This window comes from Achromobacter sp. EG18 (genome assembly GCF_059759395.1).
The window spans coordinates 1,447,241-1,466,846 of the sequence record NZ_CM186213.1; the positions used below are offsets into that span (position 1 = coordinate 1,447,241).

The 19,606-nt window shown below is 61.4% G+C and carries 9 protein-coding genes; 1 reads left to right on the plus strand and 8 read right to left on the minus strand.

Features of this window, described 5'->3' with window-relative positions; genetic code table 11:
• Positions 1 to 406 precede the first annotated feature (406 nt).
• The 5 genes from AC6CR5_RS06765 to AC6CR5_RS06785 form a co-directional block, all read right to left on the minus strand.
• A complete protein-coding gene (locus AC6CR5_RS06765) occupies positions 407 to 8,998 on the minus strand; it encodes a retention module-containing protein (RefSeq protein WP_498085385.1) in 8,592 nt (2,863 codons plus the stop codon).
• Positions 8,999 to 9,130: 132 nt separating this feature from the next.
• Complete coding sequence (locus tag AC6CR5_RS06770) at positions 9,131 to 9,802, minus strand: response regulator (RefSeq protein ID WP_153228219.1); 672 nt, start codon at positions 9,800 to 9,802, stop codon at positions 9,131 to 9,133.
• The gene (locus tag AC6CR5_RS06775) at positions 9,803 to 13,075 is read right to left on the minus strand and encodes a hybrid sensor histidine kinase/response regulator (protein WP_498085386.1); all 3,273 of its coding nucleotides are present in this window, start codon (positions 13,073 to 13,075) and stop codon (positions 9,803 to 9,805) included.
• An 88-nt stretch (positions 13,076 to 13,163) separates the two neighbouring features.
• The gene (locus AC6CR5_RS06780; RefSeq protein WP_200903968.1) at positions 13,164 to 14,501 is read right to left on the minus strand and encodes an EAL domain-containing response regulator; all 1,338 of its coding nucleotides are present in this window, start codon (positions 14,499 to 14,501) and stop codon (positions 13,164 to 13,166) included.
• 513 nt (positions 14,502 to 15,014) lie between these two features.
• The gene (locus AC6CR5_RS06785; RefSeq protein ID WP_457953514.1) at positions 15,015 to 15,596 is read right to left on the minus strand and encodes a TetR/AcrR family transcriptional regulator; all 582 of its coding nucleotides are present in this window, start codon (positions 15,594 to 15,596) and stop codon (positions 15,015 to 15,017) included.
• 107 nt (positions 15,597 to 15,703) lie between these two features.
• On the opposite strand from AC6CR5_RS06785, the gene fabF reads away from it, so the two are divergent.
• Positions 15,704 to 16,975 (plus strand): beta-ketoacyl-ACP synthase II, encoded by a 1,272-nt coding sequence (fabF, locus tag AC6CR5_RS06790; RefSeq protein ID WP_457953516.1) that lies wholly within the window; start codon positions 15,704 to 15,706, stop codon positions 16,973 to 16,975.
• Positions 16,976 to 17,044: 69 nt separating this feature from the next.
• Here fabF and AC6CR5_RS06795 read toward each other — a convergent pair whose 3' ends face one another.
• The 3 genes from AC6CR5_RS06795 to AC6CR5_RS06805 form a co-directional block, all read right to left on the minus strand.
• Positions 17,045 to 17,596, minus strand: coding sequence for a cytochrome b (locus AC6CR5_RS06795; RefSeq protein WP_498085387.1), 552 nt, complete (start codon positions 17,594 to 17,596; stop codon positions 17,045 to 17,047).
• 25 nt (positions 17,597 to 17,621) lie between these two features.
• On the minus strand, positions 17,622 to 18,599 hold the full coding sequence (locus tag AC6CR5_RS06800) for a cation diffusion facilitator family transporter (protein WP_498085388.1): 978 nt from the start codon (positions 18,597 to 18,599) through the stop codon (positions 17,622 to 17,624).
• Positions 18,600 to 18,855: 256 nt separating this feature from the next.
• On the minus strand, positions 18,856 to 19,425 hold the full coding sequence (locus AC6CR5_RS06805; RefSeq protein ID WP_498085389.1) for a cysteine hydrolase family protein: 570 nt from the start codon (positions 19,423 to 19,425) through the stop codon (positions 18,856 to 18,858).
• Between the last annotated feature and the right edge of the window lie 181 nt (positions 19,426 to 19,606).

Below are 19,606 nucleotides of genomic sequence, written 5' to 3' on the forward strand. Positions count from 1 at the left end.
GTCCATTTTTCGGCACGCCCGCGTTCCGCATTTCCCGCACAAACGTCCACGTTGCGCTCTGGCCCTCTTGGCCACGACCGCCCCGGCGGCGTTGCGCAAGCGGCGGGTCGAGCTGTTTGATCGAATTGGCCGACATACCGGCCGAAGAGAACCTGCGCCGCGCGACGGCGCATCCCGACGCGGGGCGCGCGTCGAGATTCATTTCGCTAAGAGATGGGTGAACCGCGGGACTTTCCTGGCTCGTATCTCATCGCCGTCACGAGTTCGAGGAAGAAAGCGCGGCTTTCGGGCGCGGGTCATACAACCCTCGGCGGATGTCTCCGTCCCAAGCCATCGTGGACGGAGACTACGAACGCGCTCGCCTATTCCACCGGCCAGGCCGAACAGCCCGGCCGGCCAAGACGGTCTAGCTGCCGTCGACGTTCAGCTTGCCCTTCTGCAACAGGTCATTGATGATGGCCTGGTTGTTCAGTTGGCCGCCCTGCGTCAGATCGACGTTCTCCAGCACGATCTTCTTGTCCGCGCCCTGGGAGCCGAGCTTGCCCTGGGTGTTGACGTCGATGACCGTGTTGTTGCCTTCCTTGTGGAAGTTCAGGAACTCGGTAAGCGTGCCATCTTTCTCTCCGACCAGCAGATCCCTCAGATCCAGGACGTCGCCGCCATCGGAGGGCTTGCCCGGCGCGAAGTCCTTGATGATATCGACGGCCGGCTTAGCCGTGGTGCCCTGGTCACCCAGTTCCAATTTGAAAGTATCGCTGCCGGCGCCGCCGATCAGTGTGTCGTCGCCCCTGCCGCCGATCAGCAGGTCGTTGCCGTTGCCACCTTCCAGCACGTCGTTGCCCGCCCCCCCGTGCAACACGTCATTGCCGTCGCCGCCGTATAGTTTGTCGCCGCCGGCGCCGCCATAGATGATGTCATCGCCTGTGTCGCCGTGGATCGTGTCATCGCCGCCACGCGGGTCGTCGGCGAGGTTGAAGTCGGCGTGATGGTCCTTGATGTACTGATACAGGTCGCCGCTGGACGGCGCATGTCCGTCTCGCATCTCCAGGAACACCTGCAGTGCCTTTAGGCCCGAGCCCGGCGCCAGATTGGCGGGGCGGCCGCCCACTGAATCCCAGTCCAGAACGTTGCCATCAGTGTTTGGCGTATCGCCGAAGAGGATGTCGTTGCCCGCACCGCCGTTGATGATGTCGTTGCCCACGGCGGCCGGGTCCGTATTGGACGAGGCGCCTTGCAGCGCGGCAGCAAGTTCCTGGGCGGTATTGACAATCTGAGGCTCGCCCGTCGCGCCGGCAATGACCTGTCCGACATCAAAGGTAACGCTCCCCGTTCCCGTGACTTTGGAGTTATCAAAGAACTTCAGGTAGGTCTCGTTTATGCCCGTGCCAATACCAATGGCGTTCACCCTCGCGCCCATATCCGTCAGGACCTTGAACTTTTCGAGAGCATCCTGCATGTCGACGAAATTTGTCGTTATATGACCTGAGCCATGGCTGCCGTGCGCCCCGCTGTTGCTGGCGGTCGGATCACCATCCGTCAGAAAATAGGTGAGGTTTTCGAATTTCTTACCACCAGACGACGACTGTTTGCTGAACCACTTGATGGTTTCGTCGAAAGCACCTTCGTAGTTGGTGATCCCGATTGCGCTCAGCTTCTCGATGGCCCTGATCAAGCCGCCGAAATTGTTCGCGTTGAGGCCGTTGATTGTGTATTTCGTGCTGGCAACCGTTGAGAACCCGATCAGCGCCACGTTGACGACGCCATCATGGCCCTTGAGGGTGTTCGCCAGGTTCTTGAGCGCGTCGATGGTCAGCTCCATCCGACTCATGCCTGCGGTACCCGATGCTTGCAACATGCTGCCCGACGTGTCGACCACGATCGCGATGTTGTAGTTCTTGCCCGGCTCGACCGTGGTGACAGCCCCGCCCCTATCTCCCAGGATGACATCGTCGCCGGCGCCGCCGCTCAACGGTGGTTTGGTGCCTGTACCACTGCTATCGTTATCTCCCGCGACGAAGTTGTTAATCTTGATGGCGAAGTTGTAATCACTCGAGGAATCTCTGGCGCCATTGGCAGTGCCGCCATTGTCGCGCACCTGGAAGCCGAACGAGGTGTCCTGGCCGGCGGCCGACACCGCATAGGCCAGCTTGCCTGCGGCGATGTCCGCCGCCGAGACCGCGGCGTTGGTCAGAACGGCCTTGCCGTTCAGGGTCAGACTGCCCTCGGTCGGCAGGCGTGTGATGATGACACTGTCAAACGAGTTGCCTTCGGCGCCGTCGTTGAAGTTGAACTGCGCGGCGGTAAACGTGTGACTCCCCCCGCCCTTGACGTTGATAGCGTTGTCGGCGGCCACCGGCGCGTCATTGGTGCCGACCACGTCGACCGTGATCAGCTGCTTGCCGGTGCCATCGGCCGAGACGACCTCGAAGGTTTCCTTCAGCACCTTGCCGGCGGGCAGGTCCTGGACGGCCTTCAGGCTGTTGTTCAGCGTGTAAGTCCAGTTGCCGTTGGCGTCGATCGAGAACGTGCCGTACTTGCCCGCCACGTTGGCCTGGGCGACCAGCGTGCTCTGGCCGGCGTCGGCGTCCGAGACCGTCAGCTTGCCGGTGGTGACCAGCGTCTTGTCCTCGATCACGGCGCCGGTGGACTGGCCGGTTATCTTGGCGATGTCATTGGTGCCAGTGACGGTGACCGTGATTTCCTTGAACGCGGTGCCGCCATGGCCGTCACCCACCGTGACCTTGATGGTGTCGATGACGGTTTCGCCTTCCTTCAGGGCCTGGACCTTGGTGCCGGTGTTGTCCAGCGTGTAGGTCCACTTGCCGTTCTGGTCGACGGTGAAGGTGCCGTACTGGCCCTTGCCGTTGTTGCTGACGGACCAGATATGCGTGTCGCTGGTGTCGGCATCGGTCTTGGTCAACTGGCCGGTCGTGATCAGCGTACCGTCTTCCTTGACCGCGCCAGTGGCCGTGCCGCCGATGGTCGGGGCGTCGTTGGTGCCGGTGATGTCGATGGTGATGACCTGGGTGGCCTTGCCGCCGTTGCCGTCGTCCACCGTTACCGCGATGGAGTCGGTCGCCTTCTGGCCGTCGGCCAGGGCCTGGACCTTGGCGCTGTTGTTGTCCAGCACGTAGGTCCACTTGCCGCTCTGGTCGACGGTGAAGGTGCCGTACTGGCCCTTGCCGTCGTTGTCCAGCGACCAGGTGTGCTTGTCGTTGACGTCGACGTCGGCCTTGGCCAACTGGCCCGTCACCGTCTGGGTGCCGTCTTCCTTGACAGCCCCAGTGGCCGCGCCGCTGATGGTCGGGGCGTCGTTGGTGCCGTTGATGGTGATGGTGACCTTGCCGGTGGTGCCGTCGGCGGTGGTCACCGTGAAGGCTTCGGTCAGGCTTTCCTTGGCGCCCAGCCGCTGGATGGCATCGGCGTTGTTGTCGAGCTTGAAGGTCCAGCTTCCGCCGGCGTCGATCGAGAACGTGCCGTACTGCCCCGCGGTGCCGGTCTGCGGACGGAACACGGCCTCGCCTGCATCCGGGTCGGTGACGACAAGCTTGCCGTTGGCGGTCTGGATGGCGTCTTCCCGGACGACTCCTTTGTCGTCGCCTGGTTTGCTCGGGGTGATGATGGCGCCATCGCTCGTGCCATCGACAGTGATGCTGATGAGCTGGGTGGCGGTGCCGCCGTTGCCGTCATCGACGGTCACGGTGATGGTGTCGGTCAGGCGTTCGCCGTCCTTGAGCGCCGTGACTTTCGGATTGGCATTGTCCAGTGAGTAAGTCCACTTGCCGATCGGATCGAGCGTGAACGTGCCGTATTGGCCCTTGCCGTTATTGTTCAATGACCAAGCAAGCCTGTCGTTAGCGTCGATGTCACGCGCGATCAGTTGCCCGGTCAGTTCCTGGTTGCTGCCTTCCTGGACCTGGCCGGTGGCGGTGCCGGTGAGGGTCGGCGCGTCGTTGGTGCCGGCGATAGTCATGACCACCTTGCCAGCGGTTCCGTCGGCCGTCGTGACCGCGAAGACTTCGGTGAGATGCTCCTTTGCGCCCAACTGCTGGACGGCCTTGGCGTCGTTATCGAGCCTGAAGCTCCAGTTGCCATTGGCATCGATGGAGAACGTGCCGTACTTTCCCGCGAAATCGGTTTGCGGCGTGAACGAAGCCTGGCCGGCGTCCTTGTCGGTGACGTCCAGCTTGCCCTTGGCCACGTAGATCTCGTCTTCCTGGACCTTTCCGGCGTCATCGCCCGGCTTGGGTGGGGTAATGACGGCGGTGTCGTTGGTGCCGGTGATGTCGACCGTGATGGTCTTGGTCGCGGTTCCGCCGTTGCCGTCGTCGACGGTCACGGTGATGGTGTCGGTCGCCTTCTGGCCTTCGGCCAGGGCCTGGACCTTGGCGCTGTTGTTGTCCAGCACGTAGGTCCATTTGCCGCTCTGGTCGAGCGTGAAGGTGCCGTACTGGCCCTTGCCGTCGTTGTTCAGCGACCAGGCGTGCTTGTCGGTGACGTCGACGTCGGCCTTGGCCAACTGGCCCGTCACCGTCTGGGTGCCGTCTTCCTTGACGGCGCCGGTAGCCGCGCCGCTGATGGTCGGGGCGTCGTTGGTGCCGTTGATGGTGATGGTGACCTTGCCGGTGGTGCCGTCGGCGGAGGTCACCGTGAAGGCTTCGGTCAGGCTGTCCTTGGCGCCCAGCCGCTGGATGGCATTGGCGTTGTTGTCGAGCTTGAAGGTCCAGTTGCCGTTGGCATCGATCGAGAACGTGCCGTACTGCCCCGCGGTGCCGGTCTGCGGACGGAACACGGCCTCGCCGGCATCCGGGTCGGTGACGTCGAGCTTGCCGTTGGCGGTCTGGATGGCGTCTTCCTGGACGACGCCCTTGTCGTCGCCCGGCTTGCTCGGGGTGATGAGGGCGCCATCGCTCGTGCCAACAACAGTGATGCTGATGACCTCAGTGGCGGTGCCGCCGTTACCGTCATCGACGGTCACGGTGATGGTGTCGGTCAGGCGTTCGCCGTCCTTGAGCGCCTTGACCTTCGGATCGGCATTGTCCAGTGAGTAAGTCCACTTGCCGTTCGGATCGAGCGTGAACGTGCCGTATTGGCCGTCACCATCGTTTTCCAGCGACCAGACCGGCGTGTCGTTGGTGTCGACGTCACGCGCGATCAGTTGCCCGGTCAGTTCCTGGTTGCTGCCTTCCTGGACCTGGCCGATGAGGGTACCGGTGAGAGTCGGCGCGTCGTTGGTGCCGGTGATGTCGACGGTAATGGTCTTGGTCGCCGTTGCGCCGTTGGCGTCGTCCACCATCACCGCGATGGAGTCGGTCGCCTTCTGGCCTTCGGCCAGGGCCTGGACCTTGGCGCTGTTGTTGTCCAGCACGTAGGTCCATTTGCCGCTCTGGTCGAGCGTGAAGGTGCCGTACTGGCCCTTGCCGTCATTATTCAGCGACCAGGCGTGCTTGTCGGTGACGTCGACGTCGGCCTTGGCCAACTGGCCTGTCACCGTCTGGGTGCCGTCTTCCTTGACGGCACCTGTCGCCACGCCGCTGATGGTCGGGGCGTCGTTGGTGCCGTTGATGGTGATGGTGACCTTGCCGGTAGTGCCGTCGGCGGTGGTCACCGTGAAGGCTTCGGTCAGGCTGTCCTTGGCGCCCAGCCGCTGGATGGCATCGGCGTTGTTGTCGAGCTTGAAAGCCCAGTTGCCGTCGGCGTCGATCGAGAATTTGCCGTACTGACCCGCGAAGTCGGTCTGCGGACGGAACATGGCCTCGCCGGCATCCGGGTCGGTGACGACCAGCTTGCCGTTGGCGGTCTGGAAGGCGTCTTCCTGGACGACGCCCTTGTCGTCGCCCGGCTTGCTCGGGGTGATGATGGCGCCATCGCTCGTGCCAACAACAGTGATGCTGATGACCTCAGTGGCGGTGCCGCCGTTACCGTCATCGACGGTCACGGTGATGGTGTCGGTCAGGCGTTCGCCGTCCTTGAGCGCCTTGACCTTCGGATCGGCATTGTCCAGTGAGTAAGTCCACTTGCCGTTCGGATCGAGCGTGAACGTGCCGTATTGGCCGTCACCATCGTTTTCCAGCGACCAGACCGGCGTGTCGTTGGTGTCGACGTCACGCGCGATCAGTTGCCCGGTCAGTTCCTGGTTGCTGCCTTCCTGGACCTGGCCGATGAGGGTACCGGTGAGAGTCGGCGCGTCGTTGGTGCCGGTGATGTCGACGGTAATGGTCTTGGTCGCCGTTGCGCCGTTGGCGTCGTCCACCATCACCGCGATGGAGTCGGTCGCCTTCTGGCCTTCGGCCAGGGCCTGGACCTTGGCGCTGTTGTTGTCCAGCACGTAGGTCCACTTGCCGCTCTGGTCGAGCGTGAAGGTGCCGTACTGGCCCTTGCCGTCATTATTCAGCGACCAGGCGTGCTTGTCGGTGACGTCGACGTCGGCCTTGGCCAACTGGCCTGTCACCGTCTGGGTGCCATCTTCCTTGACGGCGCCGGTGGCCGCGCCGCTGATGGTCGGGGCGTCGTTGGTGCCGTTGATGGTGATGGTGACCTTGCCGGTAGTGCCGTCGGCGGTGGTCACCGTGAAGGCTTCGGTCAGGCTGTCCTTGGCGCCCAGCCGCTGGATGGCATCGGCGTTGTTGTCGAGCTTGAAAGCCCAGTTGCCGTCGGCGTCGATCGAGAATTTGCCGTACTGACCCGCGAAGTCGGTCTGCGGACGGAACATGGCCTCGCCGGCATCCGGGTCGGTGACGACCAGCTTGCCGTTGGCGGTCTGGAAGGCGTCTTCCTGGACGACGCCCTGGTCGTCGCCCGGCTTGCTCGGAGCAATGACCGCCGCGTCACGGGCGCCGACGATGCCCACCGCGATGGTCTCGATTGCCGTGCCGCCACGGCCATCGTCGACCGTGACGGTGATGGTATCGGTGACCTTCTGGCCTTCGGTCAATGCCTGGACCTTGGCGCTGCCGTTGTCCAACTCATATTCCCAGTTGCCGTTCTGATCGACGGTGAACGTGCCGTACTGGCCCTTACCGTGATTGCCGACGGTCCAGGTGTGGGTGTCGCTGGCGTCGACGTCGGTCACGTCCAGCTTGCCGGCGGCGGTGGTAATGCCGTCCTCGGCCACGTCGCCGTCGGTCTCGCCGCTCAGCTTCGGATCGTCGTTGGTGCCGTCAATGGTGACGGTGACGCTGCTGGTGGTGCCGTCGGCGGTGGTCACCGTGAAGCTCTCGACCAGCTGCTCGCCCACGGCCAGGGCCTGGACCTTGGGATCGTCGTTGTCGAGGTCGTACTTCCAGTTGCCGTCAGCGCCGATCGAGAACGAGCCATGGTCGCCCTTGACGTCGGTCTGGGGCTTGAAGGCGGCTTCACCGGCGTCCTTGTCGGTGACGTCCAGCTTGCCGCCGGTGGACAGGGTGCCATCTTCCTCGACGTTCCCGCCAGTGTTCAGCGGGTCGTCTCCCTGGACGTTGCCGGTGTCATCGCCCGGGTGGCCCGGCGTGATGACGGCGGCGTCGTTGGTGCCGGTGATGGCGACCGTGATGGTCTGGGTGGCCGTGCCACCATGACCGTCATCAACCATGACGGTAATGGTGTCGGTGACTTTCTGGCCTTCGGTCAGGGCCTGGACCTTGTCGCTGCCGTTATCCAGCTCGTACTTCCAGTTGCCGTTCTGATCGACGGCGAACATGCCGTACTGGCCCTTGCCGTCATTGCCGACAGTCCAGGTGTGGATGTCGCTGGTGTCGACGTCGGCGACGTCCAGCTTGCCGGCGGCGGAGGTACTGCCGTCTTCGGCCACGGCGCCATCGCGCTCGCCGCTTGGATCCGGCTTGTCGTTGGTGCCGTCGATCATGACGGTGACGGTGCTGGTGGTGCCATCGGCGGTGGTGACCGTGAAGGTCTCGACCAGCTTCTCGCCCACGGCCAGCGACTGCACCTTGGGATCGTCGTTGTTGAGCGTGTATGTCCAGTTGCCGCTGGCGTCGATCGAGAACGTGCCATACAGGCCCGGGCGGTCGGCCACGGCCACGAAGAAGGACTGGCCATCGTCGGCATCGACCACGCTGAGCTTGCCGCTGGCAGAGGACTTTTGATCCTCGATCACGAGGCCGGCATCGCCCCCCGGTTGGGCGGCGGAGACCTGGGCGGGATCGTTGAGCCCGACCACGGTCACTTCCACAGTGGCGGTGGAAGTCACGCCGCTCGGGTCGGCAACGACGTAGGTGATCGTGGTCGTGGCGGTCTGGCCTTCGGGAAGGCGTTGGAAGCGGTCACCAGGAGCGAAGGTGAAGCTGCCGTCCGGCAGCACAGTAAAAGTGCCGCCGTTGGAACCGGCGACGTCGACACCAGCGGCGTTCATGGGGCTGCCGTTGACCAGCACAAGGGTCACGGGATCGCCGTCAGGGTCGCTGTCGTTGACCAGCAGGTTGCCCCGCACGACTCGCCTTTCGTCGGTGCGGACCAGATCATTGGCGGCCAGGGGCGCGTTGTTGTTGTCTCCCGCCGCGCCGCGGTCGCCACCGATGCCGCTGGCGGCGCGATCGATCGTGTCCGCGCGGCGGGCCGGGTTCGGGTAGGCCAGGTCCAATGGGGTGGTGGTTTCCAGGATTCGGGCCAGGCGAACGAAGCTGCCGCCGCCGTCACCGTCACCGCTCCCGGTCAAGGTGGCGGCGGCAGGCGCCTGACCTTCGAACGGGTCTCGCCCGTTCTTGAGAGCCGCCAACAGGCGGTCGGAATCGGCGCCCTCGGGCTGCTCCACCGCGGCTTCGGTGGGATCGGCCAGAGGACCGGTCATGTCTTCGGTAACGGCCACATCCCGGTCTTCGCCAATCACGATCGGCATGCCGTTCCCCACCTGCAGCGCCACGCTGGCGCCCGAGGCCGTAACGATGTCGCTGCCGGCGGGCACATTGCTGCCCTGGCGCAGCTCGGTCAACGAGCCGTCGCTATTGCGTATCCACGCCCGACCGGTGATTTCAGTGACGACTGCGAGGCAAGAGTTAATCATACGTAATCCGATTTAGAGAAATGTCCCAGAGGGGCAAAGCAGTAAGCGAGGTCTGCCGCGCGGACGTACTTTTTCAGACAACTGCGTGAAAGGGTTGGATGCGCGGCTCACAGCAGCCCCCCTTGGCAACGCCTAGGTGAACAAATGGTGTGCCGCCAGGAACATGATCAGCTCGTGGTCATTGGAGGTTCCGAGCTTGCGCATCGCGGACACCTTTTGCGCGCTGATCGTTTTGATGCTTCGTTGCTGCTTCTTGGCAATCTGACTTACGCTCAAACCCGAGAAGAGCTCACGGAGCACTTCAAGTTCCTTTCTTGTCAGCTTGCTCAGGATGTCGACACTCGCCTGCTGGCGTGACACTTGGATGCCCCCATCCGGCGATGACCGCTGCACGGCTTGCAGCGTCCTGTCTATCGAATTGCTTAAGTCTTCAAGGCTCCCGGTCTTCACAAGGACCGCGGCGACCCCCAACTTATATAGGCTTGCCGTCACGGACGCCGAGGACATCACCGTGAGAACGACGACGCCCACGTCGGGGAACGTTCTTCTCAGATAGGCGATCATTCTCAAGCCGTCCGACAATCGAGCGGATCCGGGCATGTTGTAGTCGGTGATCACCACATCCGGCCGCAAGGCCGATATCAGGTCAATCAATTCGTCCGACGAGCGCGCTTCGCCCAGGATCCTGTAGTTTGGAAAACGCGAAAGCGCATAACGGACACCGGCAGTCGCGATCGGATGGTCATCGGCAAGAACAATGGTTGCACTTTTCATTAGCATCCCTTGGATATCACGGTCTTTCAATCACGGTGCCTTGACCCGCAATCGGTTCAGCAACATCTCCAGCGCGTTGACGATGGCGTGGACGCGCCCAACATCATCATCCTCAAGAGGCATTCCTGTTTCCATTCTTTCTTCCTCGGCCTGCCATTGCTGCGCCATTCTTTCCAGCCCGGCCATCACCAAACCGCCATGCACGCGATGAATCGCGGCTTTCAGCCCAGCCTCGTCACCCTCTTCCAGGCACCGATGAATAATTGCCACGTCCGCAGCCATGGAGGCTTGAAAGATTCCATGCAAAAAGCTGGGAATTTCGCCATCGATGTGATCAGCGCCGCTATCGTCCTGGCGGACCACGCGAACGCCTCCTGCGTCGCCTCGATACCGGTTCGCGACCGTACGCTGCAGGCAATCCTGCAGCGTTCGCAGCGTTATCGGCTTGACGATCCAGGCGTCGACCTCCGAATACTCGGCTGCCGACCTCAGATGCACCTGGGCGTTGGCGGTGACACAGATGATCGGCTTGTCCATCCCCGCATGACGAAGACGGCGGATCAGTTCCGGCCCTCCTATCCCGGGCATGTTGATGTCCGTCAGAAGCACGTCAAACTCGCCCTCGCTCCAGGCCTTGAGCGCGCCGGCACCGTCCCCTCGAACAACAACGGAACAACCCAGGACTTTAAGTTGACGTTCCAGCACCTCTTGATTGATAGCGCTATCCTCCGCCAGCAGCACCCTCAAACCCAACGTCCTGGGAAACCGGACGTCCAATGGCGACATATCCAACATGGCCCGCGGCCCCGGGCCCGCCACCGCGCATTCCGACTGGCCGCGCTCCCCCTGGGGCCCGTCCAGCACCAGGGCCAAAGCCTCGGCAAGCGCCGCAAGGGAATGACTGCTCACACACACTGCCCCGGACAACCATTGAGGTTGCAACGGACCGCGCTCTGTCGCGACAATCTGCCTGCCAGGCCAACGCAATGGAGCCATGAGTTCGGGCGATACGTTCAGCAACACCCTGTCCTGGGTTGCCGGGCTTGCGAACTCCTCGCTGTCGCACCGCACACCCCAACGTTCCAACCACTGTCGATAATGGCGCCTGAGTTCCACAGTAGGGGCCCGGACCAACACATCCATCGTTGGCAAGGGACGCGCCGGCAACACTGCGATATCGCCATTGACCAGAGGAAGCTCCAGGAAAACCGAAAAGGTGCTGCCATCGCCCACCTTGCTCGCCACGTCCATGGCGCCGCCCATCAGATCGACCAGGCTCTTGCAGATCGCCAACCCCAAGCCGGTGCCGCTAGCCATTCCCGGCTCGGAACGCACTTGGAAAAAAGGTTCGAAGAGCCGTGACTGATCCGCGCTCGAGATCCCGATTCCGCTATCGGACACGCACCAGATCAACTCCGTGTGGCCACCGCGTGCGGATCTAGCCTCCAGGCTGAGCCTGATACGACCGATCTCCGTGAATTTGATGGCATTACTGACCAGATTGCTCAGGACCTGCCGCACCCGATCTTCGTCTCCCAGTACTTCCTTTGGCACGGCGGGGCTGATCACACAGTGAAACGAGAGCGCCTTGTTCACCGCCGCGGCGGCGTAAGCTTGCGCGATCGTCTCGGTCAAAATCGCCGGTGAGAACGCGGCCTGGTTCAGTTCGATGACGCCGGATTCGATCTTTGACATATCCAGCACATCACCGATGATGCGCAGCAGAATTGCGGCCGAGCTCTGGGTAGTTTTCAGGTAGCTTTTCTGCTCGGCTGACAGGCCTGTCTCCGAAAGCAACTCCAAAGTCCCCAAAACCCCGTAAAGCGGTGTGCGGATCTCGTGACTCATCATTGCCAGGAACGCGGATTTCGCCGCGCTCGATTGGTCGGCCACCCGCTTGGCCCACGCCAACGATTCCTGCTCCTGGACATGCGCGCTAATATCCGACAACGTGCATAGGAGCGCGTCATGATCTTCGTATCTGGCATGCGCAAAACAGCCAGAAAAATGACGGTTCTTTATCGTCAACGAGACGGTCCGCATCTCGGTCCCGTTCGCGGCATAGAGAGTCACCCAGTCTCGGGCGAGGCTACGCAGCTCCTCATCATCGCCTAGCCACTGTCTGGCGAGCGTATTCACCTTAAGCGGTTCGCAGGTATGGCGATCCACCACGCACATGGCGACTTGCGCAACCTCGATCACTCCACGAGCAAACTCTTCGCTTTCGATGGTGCGTCGCCGCTGTTCCACAGCGGGCAGGTAATGGCGCTTGAAGTACCAACGGGAAAAAAGAAACGCCACCAGGCAGCCGACGAGGAGAAAGAGTCCGAGCGCGACTAGCTGGGGGTACAACTCGCGGAATACATCCACATAGGACAGCCTGTACCTTATTTTCCAGCCATCATTGTTCGAAAACTCGACAACAGACGCGTCGCGCAAAAATCCCAGCCCCGGAATCAGCGGCTGAGGCGCCTGAATCGCGGCTGTCAGCAGCTCCCCTTCCGGAGAATGGATCTCGTACGATGCCGGAAAATGCCCATGCCCGCCCACCACATGAGGAAACTGTGGCATATCGCGGAATGTGAGCGATATGGCGGCCCACCAATCGCCTTGCAGGAAGAGGCTCGGCTCGTTGATTCTTGCAAACGCCACTAGCCCGTTTTTTCCACTCTCGCCTCGAAGGCCACTCCAGAAAACCACGCGATTCACATTTTTCTTTCTCGATCGCATCAATCTCGAGAGTTGTTCGTCTGTGTAGTCACACGATTGCTGAGAAGATGGCACTTCATCCAGGATCGGCAGGGCGCAGCCAAAGGCGACGCGCCTCACATTGTTCAAGTCGAACAGATTTATGGGCACCGCACCCATCTCGAATCTGCCTAGGCGAGTCAGGAAACGGGCCAGAATCAATCTGGTAAAGGTAGAGATCGCCTCCGCCTCTTTCCGATTGCTCAGATCGTCGCCACGAGACGGAAATGTCAGTTGATGCGTCAACCCCGTCACAATGTGTGTGACAAGGTACGCTTCCAGGCTGGGATCAATCGCGTGGTGAAAGCGCTCCAGCCTGACAGGAGAAGGGGCAGGGGGAAGCTTATTGAATTCCTCGATATCGGCGGCCCAGAGGAGCGCCTCCTGCAGGGCCGTAATGTCCGTCACGACATGTTGAAAGTGCTTCCACATTTCCTCCTGCTCCAACTCCACTTCTCTATTCATGGTCCAATAGAAAAGTGCCACCGTCGTCGCGAAAAGACAGGCAGCGAGCAGCACCAGGCCCTGCACCCAGCGGTTCATAAAGGTAGGCATGAGCTATCGAAACTCACCGTCCCCCTTGCGAGTGACGGTGCATCTCCCAATGTGTCAAGAAGTACCTGAAATTGCGCGCGAGGGTGGCTTACCTGTTCTGCCTCAGGGCCACTTGGCGTGACAGAGGCGAGGTCGGCAACCGCTTGTGCGCAAACGTACTCCTTTGTTGCCCTGTTTGGAAGCTCCCTAGCAAACTGCGACACATCAGTTCATAGTCCATCGCCTCGGCGACGTACGTACCCTGCACGGCAGTGCAATCCAAACGCCGCAGCAACGCTAGCTGGTCGGCATTCTCCACGCCTTCGGCCACCACGATGACTCCCAGTCTTCGGCCCAGCGCAATGGCACTTTCCAGGATGGCACAGGCCTTGTCGTCACTGGTGCAATCCTGGATCAAGGAGCGATCAATCTTCAATTCAGTGAACGGCACGGATAGAAGGTTATATATTGAGCTATAGCCTTGACCAAAATCGTCCTGGGCCAGCTTGAATCCCATCATTCGCAAGCGACAGGCGCTCGCATGAAAATCGCTCAAATGACTGGCGGTTGTTCCTTCAGTCAATTCAAAGCAGATCCTGTGCGGACTGCCGCCCGCCAGGGTAACTATATTCAAAAGACGATCCGGTAGAGACCTATCATCAAGCAAATGCGTAGGCAGGTTTATCGAGACCGGGACCATGCAGCCCAGTTTCAACCAGCCATTCTGCGCCTCCACAACCACCTTGATAATCCGCTCCAAGAGATTTTCATCAAGTCCATGCAAGCTCAGCCAAGGCAGAAAGTCCCTGGGCAAGAGCACGGAGCCATCGTTCTGAACCCATCTGGCCAAGGCTTCAACCCCACAAATTGAATTATCTATCAAAGCCAATTTCGGTTGAAACCAAGCTTTAATTTGCCCACTCTCCAGCGCATGCAGCAGCGTGTATTTATTAAATCGAGAAACCGCATGTGTTTGTGGCCGGGAATCATGGGGATATTGAAGCTGCCTCAGCATATGCTCGATATCGCCAGCTGCCAGCGGCTTACAGGCGTGAGCGATAACACGCAATCCCAGCAATTTGGCCACAAGGCAGGCGCTCGCGAGAAGCCTTTTGGGAGATGCGCTGACCAGAGCGACCGCTGGCGGATGCCGAAATTCCGCGAGGCTCTGGATCAATTGGACCCCGTCGACGCCGTCCATCATCAAATCAGTGATCACCAGGTCGAAGCGACGCAAGCGGAGCTTTCGCAACGCGTCCCAGCCATTTGCCGCGGTATCAACAAAATCCCCCCGCATATCGCGCGCCAAGTGCGCCATGTATTCACGCTGAAAAGCGTGATCATCTACGATGAGTATATTCAACGGCGACATGAGTTCTGATAATCGGCGCGCGATGCGCGCTATGGACGGATGCGTGCGGGCAAACGGAGCAGACGCTCCAGACATTGCCAATTCAGGAAATTTTAAAGTCCATTACTACAGATTTGTTTCAGACGAATCTTAATTTCATCAGAACGCGCCATGAACTTGGATCGATTATCAGCGCGCGACGCTAGCATATTTATGATGCCGTCACGCAAAACTTTGCATTAATTGACAATGCATGCACACGCTTGTGCTTGGATTGTGCTGATGACGTTCCAGAAACCTTGCCTCGGCAGATTGCGACGCGGATGCCCGTCGCGGCGCCATTATTGAAACGAACCAGGTTGTTCACGCTGCCATCACAGACGCATTGGGCGTGAACTACGTTCGCGTCGGGTATTGGCGATAAGGACTTGTACTCTCGGTATGGGAGAGATCGAGAGGATAGCGTTCCGACAATGCGCTGACCGAGCCGCTCATGGAGGGCGCATTCATCGTTGATCACGCAGGTGCGGGGTCGATGGATCTCGACGCCGACCGGGAGGATGGGCCTGGCTCGGGCACTCGCGGTTGAGCCGCGCCGCCAGAATAAAGCTATCCAGCCAACTGCTCCCGCACGGTTGCCAGGATTTCTGCGGAAAGCGCCGGGTTGCCCGCCGCCGTGGCGCGGGCGAGGGTCAATGCACCAACCATGCTGCTGAGGGTCACGATGGCCTGCGTGCGCTTGGCCGGGTCATCCCCCTGGAGCTCACTCATGAAGCGTTGGAAGTTGCGTTCCACGCCCTGCGCAAAGACCTCTGACATCTCCGGCCCTGCCCTGGCAACGTCTGCCGCCAATGCGGCAACAGGGCAGCCCTCTCCGGGGTGATCGCGGTGGAACGTGGAAAGATAGCCGTACACCAGTGCGCGGAGTCCGCCGGCAGATGCGCCATCTGCCTCTGTAGACTCCGCCCCCTCTTGCGGCGAAATCGTCCACTCAAACGCGCGCGTGCATGCCTCGCGAGCGAGGGCATCCCGGGACTCGAAGTGCCGGTACAGCCCGCCATGGGTCAACCCCGCATCGCGGGTGATCTCGGCCAGGCCCACGCCATCCAGGCCCTTTTCTCGATAGAGGCGCGCGGCGGCGTCCACGATTCCTTCGCGGTTCTTGGCGGCCTGTGCTTTGCTGACTTTCATAGGTTAGATGATACCTCTCATCAAAATTGATTTATGATTATGATCATCATCAATAAAACCCCACTCGGCTCGTCGCAAGGGCTGGGTTCAATTGCGGAAGGTGCGGCATGGAACGTCGGGTAGTCATCACCGGTTTGGGCTTGGTGTCCCCTCTCGGATGCAATGTGGAGCTGGCCTGGCAACGCTTGCGGGCGGGCCAGTCCGGAGTACGCGCCTTGGATGCGGCGGTTGGCGAAGGCACCGGCGTTTCCATCGCTGGCCGGGTGCCAAGCCAGGAGGAGGATCCGCAAGCCGGATGGCGCGCCGAAGCCGTCATCCCAGCGAAAGAGCTACGCCGCATGGACCGCTTCATCGCATTTGCATTGGGCGCGGCGGATCAGGCCCTGGCACACGCACAGTGGCGCCATCCAACCGCCGAGCAGCAGGAGCGCGCGGCAACCATCATCGGCTCTGGCGTGGGCGGTTTCAGCACCATTGTCGAAGCTGTGCGAACCACGGATGGCGAGGGGCCGCAGCGCTTGTCGCCTTTCACCGTGCCGGCTTTCCTGGCCAATCTGGCGGCGGGACAAGTGTCGATCAGGCACCAGCTAAAGGGTCCGTTGGGAGCGCCGGTGACAGCCTGTGCCGCCAGCATCCAGGCCATTGGCGATGCGGCGCGCCTGATTCGGAATGACGAAGCCGACATGGCGCTCTGCGGCGGTAGCGAAGCCACCATCGACAAAGTGGCGCTAGGCAGCTTTGCGGCGGCTAAGGCGGTGAAGACCCATTGCGACAGCGAGCCCGCGAAGGCTTCCCGCCCGTTTGACCTGGCCCGGGACGGCTTTGTCATGGCCGAAGGCGCGGGGCTATTGGTGCTGGAGGCGCTGGATCATGCGTTGGCTCGCGGTGCCAAGCCACTGGCGGAAGTCGTAGGCTATGGCACTTCCGCCGATGCCTATCATGTCACTTCCGGGCCGGAAGATGGTTCCGGCGCCGCCCGATCGATGCGCGCGGCGTTGCGGCAGGCGCGGTTGCAACCCCATGACATTCAACACCTGAATGCTCACGCGACATCCACGCTGGTCGGTGACCGAGGAGAGCTGGCGGCCATTCGCCAAGTGTTTGGAGCAGGCTCTGGCCCCTCCATTACGGCCACGAAATCCGCCATGGGCCACATGCTGGGAGCCGCTGGAGCGGTCGCCGCGATTTTCACTATATTGGCCCTGCGTGACCAGATTGCGCCACACGTGCTCAACCTGGAACATCCAGATCCGTTGGCAGACGGCCTGGACCTGATCGCTGGGAGTGCGCGCGCTCATGCCATGGATCATGCCATGCTCAACGGATTTGGCTTCGGTGGCGTCAATGCGTCATTGGTTCTCAAGCGATTTTCAGTCTGAGCCCTGCCTCGCGGGTGAGGCGCTTCTGCCGTGGATCACGCCCGCCCCGCGCTCCCGCCCCAAGAAAGCTCAACGCCTTCCCGGCAACATCCGCACCAACGTGTTATCCCGAAACACATAGTGATGCAACAACGCCGCAGCAGCATGCAGCCCCACCAGGAAATACCCCACCGTAGCCAAGGTCTCATGCAGCTCCTTGACCTGATCCGCCAAGGCCTTATCCGGCCCCACCAGCGCCGGAACCTCCAACCCAAACAACGGAATCACCTTCCCTCCCGCGCTAAGCGTCAGCCATCCCAAAATCGGCGTAGCAATCATGAACGCATACAACGCGTAATGCATCACCCGTGAAAGCACATCCTGCCACCTCGGCATCGGCGGACGCACGCCAGGCGCCGGGCCCGAAGCCACCCGGATAGCCACCCGCAAAACCACCAACCCGATCACACACAGCCCCAGCGAGAAATGCAGCGCCTTGATGTTGTTGTACAGATCGGTGCCTTTGGTGGCCAGCCCGCGCAATTCCATACAGGCGTAGACCAATGCCAGGACCACGAGCATGAGCCAGTGCATGGTGATCACCAGGCCTGCGTACTGAGTATCGGAGTTCTTGATTTTCATGTTTCTTCCTTGTCGCCAAAACGCGCTACGGACAGTCTGGTTCGAGATTCGCCCTGCCCTCGGCGCCCTGCGTGGGCGCGTCGGGAGGTCTCCAGGGATCAACATGGGTCATCACGTTCAATACACGATGCCGCTGCATGACGCGTTGGCGCGCTTGCACGGCGATCTTGTGGCCTTCCTCGACGGTCAGTCCGGCGTCGATTTCCAGGTGAGCGTCAACGACGATCATATCCCCCATTTTTCGGGTGCGTAGATCGTGCACGCCTTGAATACCCGGGGTGTCCAGCAGGGTGCGCTGGATCGCGGCGGCTTCGCCTTCGTCAATGGCGCGGTCCAGCAGGTCGTGCAAGGCGTCCCAGCCGAAGCTCCAACCCATTCGGGCCACCATGAAGCCCACGATGGCCGCGGCGATCGGGTCCAGTATCGGGTAGCCCAGCAGGTTGCCGATGATGCCCAGGCCCACCACCAGCGACGACGCCGCATCGGAGCGCGCATGCCAGGCGTTGGCCACCAGCATGCTGGACTTCACGCGCTTGGCCACGGCGACCATGTAGCGGAACAGGGCCTCTTTGATGACCAGGGCGCCACAGGCCACCCACAGCGCGACGAGGTGGACCTGCGGGATCGCGTCGGGCTGCTCCAGCTTGGTCACGGCGGACCACAGCATGCCGCCGCCGACCAGCAGCAGCAAGACGCCCAGCGCCAGGGACGCCGCGGTCTCGTAGCGGTAATGGCCGTAGTGGTGGTCCGCGTCGGCTGCTTTCTGGCCATGCCGGTTGGCCAGCAGCACGATGAAGTCGGCGATCAGATCTGAAGAAGAATGAATACCGTCCGCGATCAGGCCTTGGGACTTGGAGAAAATGCCGATGATGATCTGGGCGGTGGCGAGCACCACGTTCACGCCCACGCTCACCCAGGTGCTGCGGGCGGCGGCGGCCGCGCGCTCGGCCGGGCTGTGTTCATCGTCCTCCGGGTCTTCGGGCGGAGGCGGAAAGGCTGTCATGGTTCGGGCTCCCGTTATTGCAATCTAGCCTTGCGGCGTTCGGGCTGGAGCATAAGCACCGAAACCTGAACGAATGATGAACGTGGAAATGCTGAACTCGAGAAGCCAAGCGTGATGCAGTGACCGCACCTGGCCACGTGGCTTGGCGGCTACCGATACCTGATGGAGAGCGGAAGAAAATCCGTGAGAGGAGCGTTGCGCCCGCTCACGGGGCAAGTGCAGATCAGCCGATCAACCTTGCAAATGCAAGTTCGCTTCAGCCAAGCGCGCTTAACAGCGCATCTGCGGTGACGACGGTGCAGTATTCGCCGTCCAGGTTGGCGAGCGACATGGCGTGAACATCTTCGGCGCTTCGCGCTGACCCATTCCAGTCTGTCCGAGCGAATGTGAAGCAACCGTCAGCCACGAGCCACACCTGAAAGCCAAGGTTGCCGGCCATGCGGACAGTTGCCTCGACTGAATTGTTCGTTATGACTCCCGCCACGACCAATGCGTCGAGGCCATTGTTGCGAAGCTTCTGTTCCAGATCGGTGCCGATAAACGCACTGTTCGTCTGCTTCGGAATGACCGGTTCTCCCCCTATGGGCGCGGTCTCCGGCTTGAATTCATGCCGGGGCTGGCCTGGGCGGTAGTAAGACGTGGGATCTGTGGAATCATGCCGGACATGCCAGACCGGCCACCCCTGGGCGCGCCAACAGGCGAGGAGCCGACCGACCTGGCGCTCCGCATCGGGGTTATTTCGCTCGCCCCAACTGGGATGATCAATCGCGCACTGCAAGTCGATCAGCAGAAGTACGGCACCGCGTGGGGAAAGTGGGGAACGCATGTGGACAGACCGGAGATTTGCGAATCGATTGGATGGTCGAGACGGGGCCGAAAAGCCGGGCGAAACAGACGATACAGCACGACTACCGCGGCCGCGGCGCGACGTTGTCGAACAAACCCAGCGGCTTTGTGGAAAACGCCCAAAGTCTGCATCGGCTGCACCAGCGCCTGCGGGGCAGCAC

What these genes read in the sequence shown, in the direction of transcription:
- AC6CR5_RS06765 (WP_498085385.1), bottom strand. Translation starts at nt 8,998, where the DNA reads ATGATTAACTCTTGCCTCGCAGTCGTCACTGAAATCACCGGTCGGGCG.
- AC6CR5_RS06775 (WP_498085386.1), bottom strand. Translation starts at nt 13,075, where the DNA reads ATGCCTACCTTTATGAACCGCTGGGTGCAGGGCCTGGTGCTGCTCGCT.
- AC6CR5_RS06780 (WP_200903968.1), bottom strand. Translation starts at nt 14,501, where the DNA reads ATGTCTGGAGCGTCTGCTCCGTTTGCCCGCACGCATCCGTCCATAGCG.
- AC6CR5_RS06785 (WP_457953514.1), bottom strand. Translation starts at nt 15,596, where the DNA reads ATGAAAGTCAGCAAAGCACAGGCCGCCAAGAACCGCGAAGGAATCGTG.
- fabF (WP_457953516.1), top strand. Translation starts at nt 15,704, where the DNA reads ATGGAACGTCGGGTAGTCATCACCGGTTTGGGCTTGGTGTCCCCTCTC.
- AC6CR5_RS06795 (WP_498085387.1), bottom strand. Translation starts at nt 17,596, where the DNA reads ATGAAAATCAAGAACTCCGATACTCAGTACGCAGGCCTGGTGATCACC.
- AC6CR5_RS06800 (WP_498085388.1), bottom strand. Translation starts at nt 18,599, where the DNA reads ATGACAGCCTTTCCGCCTCCGCCCGAAGACCCGGAGGACGATGAACAC.
- AC6CR5_RS06805 (WP_498085389.1), bottom strand. Translation starts at nt 19,425, where the DNA reads ATGCGTTCCCCACTTTCCCCACGCGGTGCCGTACTTCTGCTGATCGAC.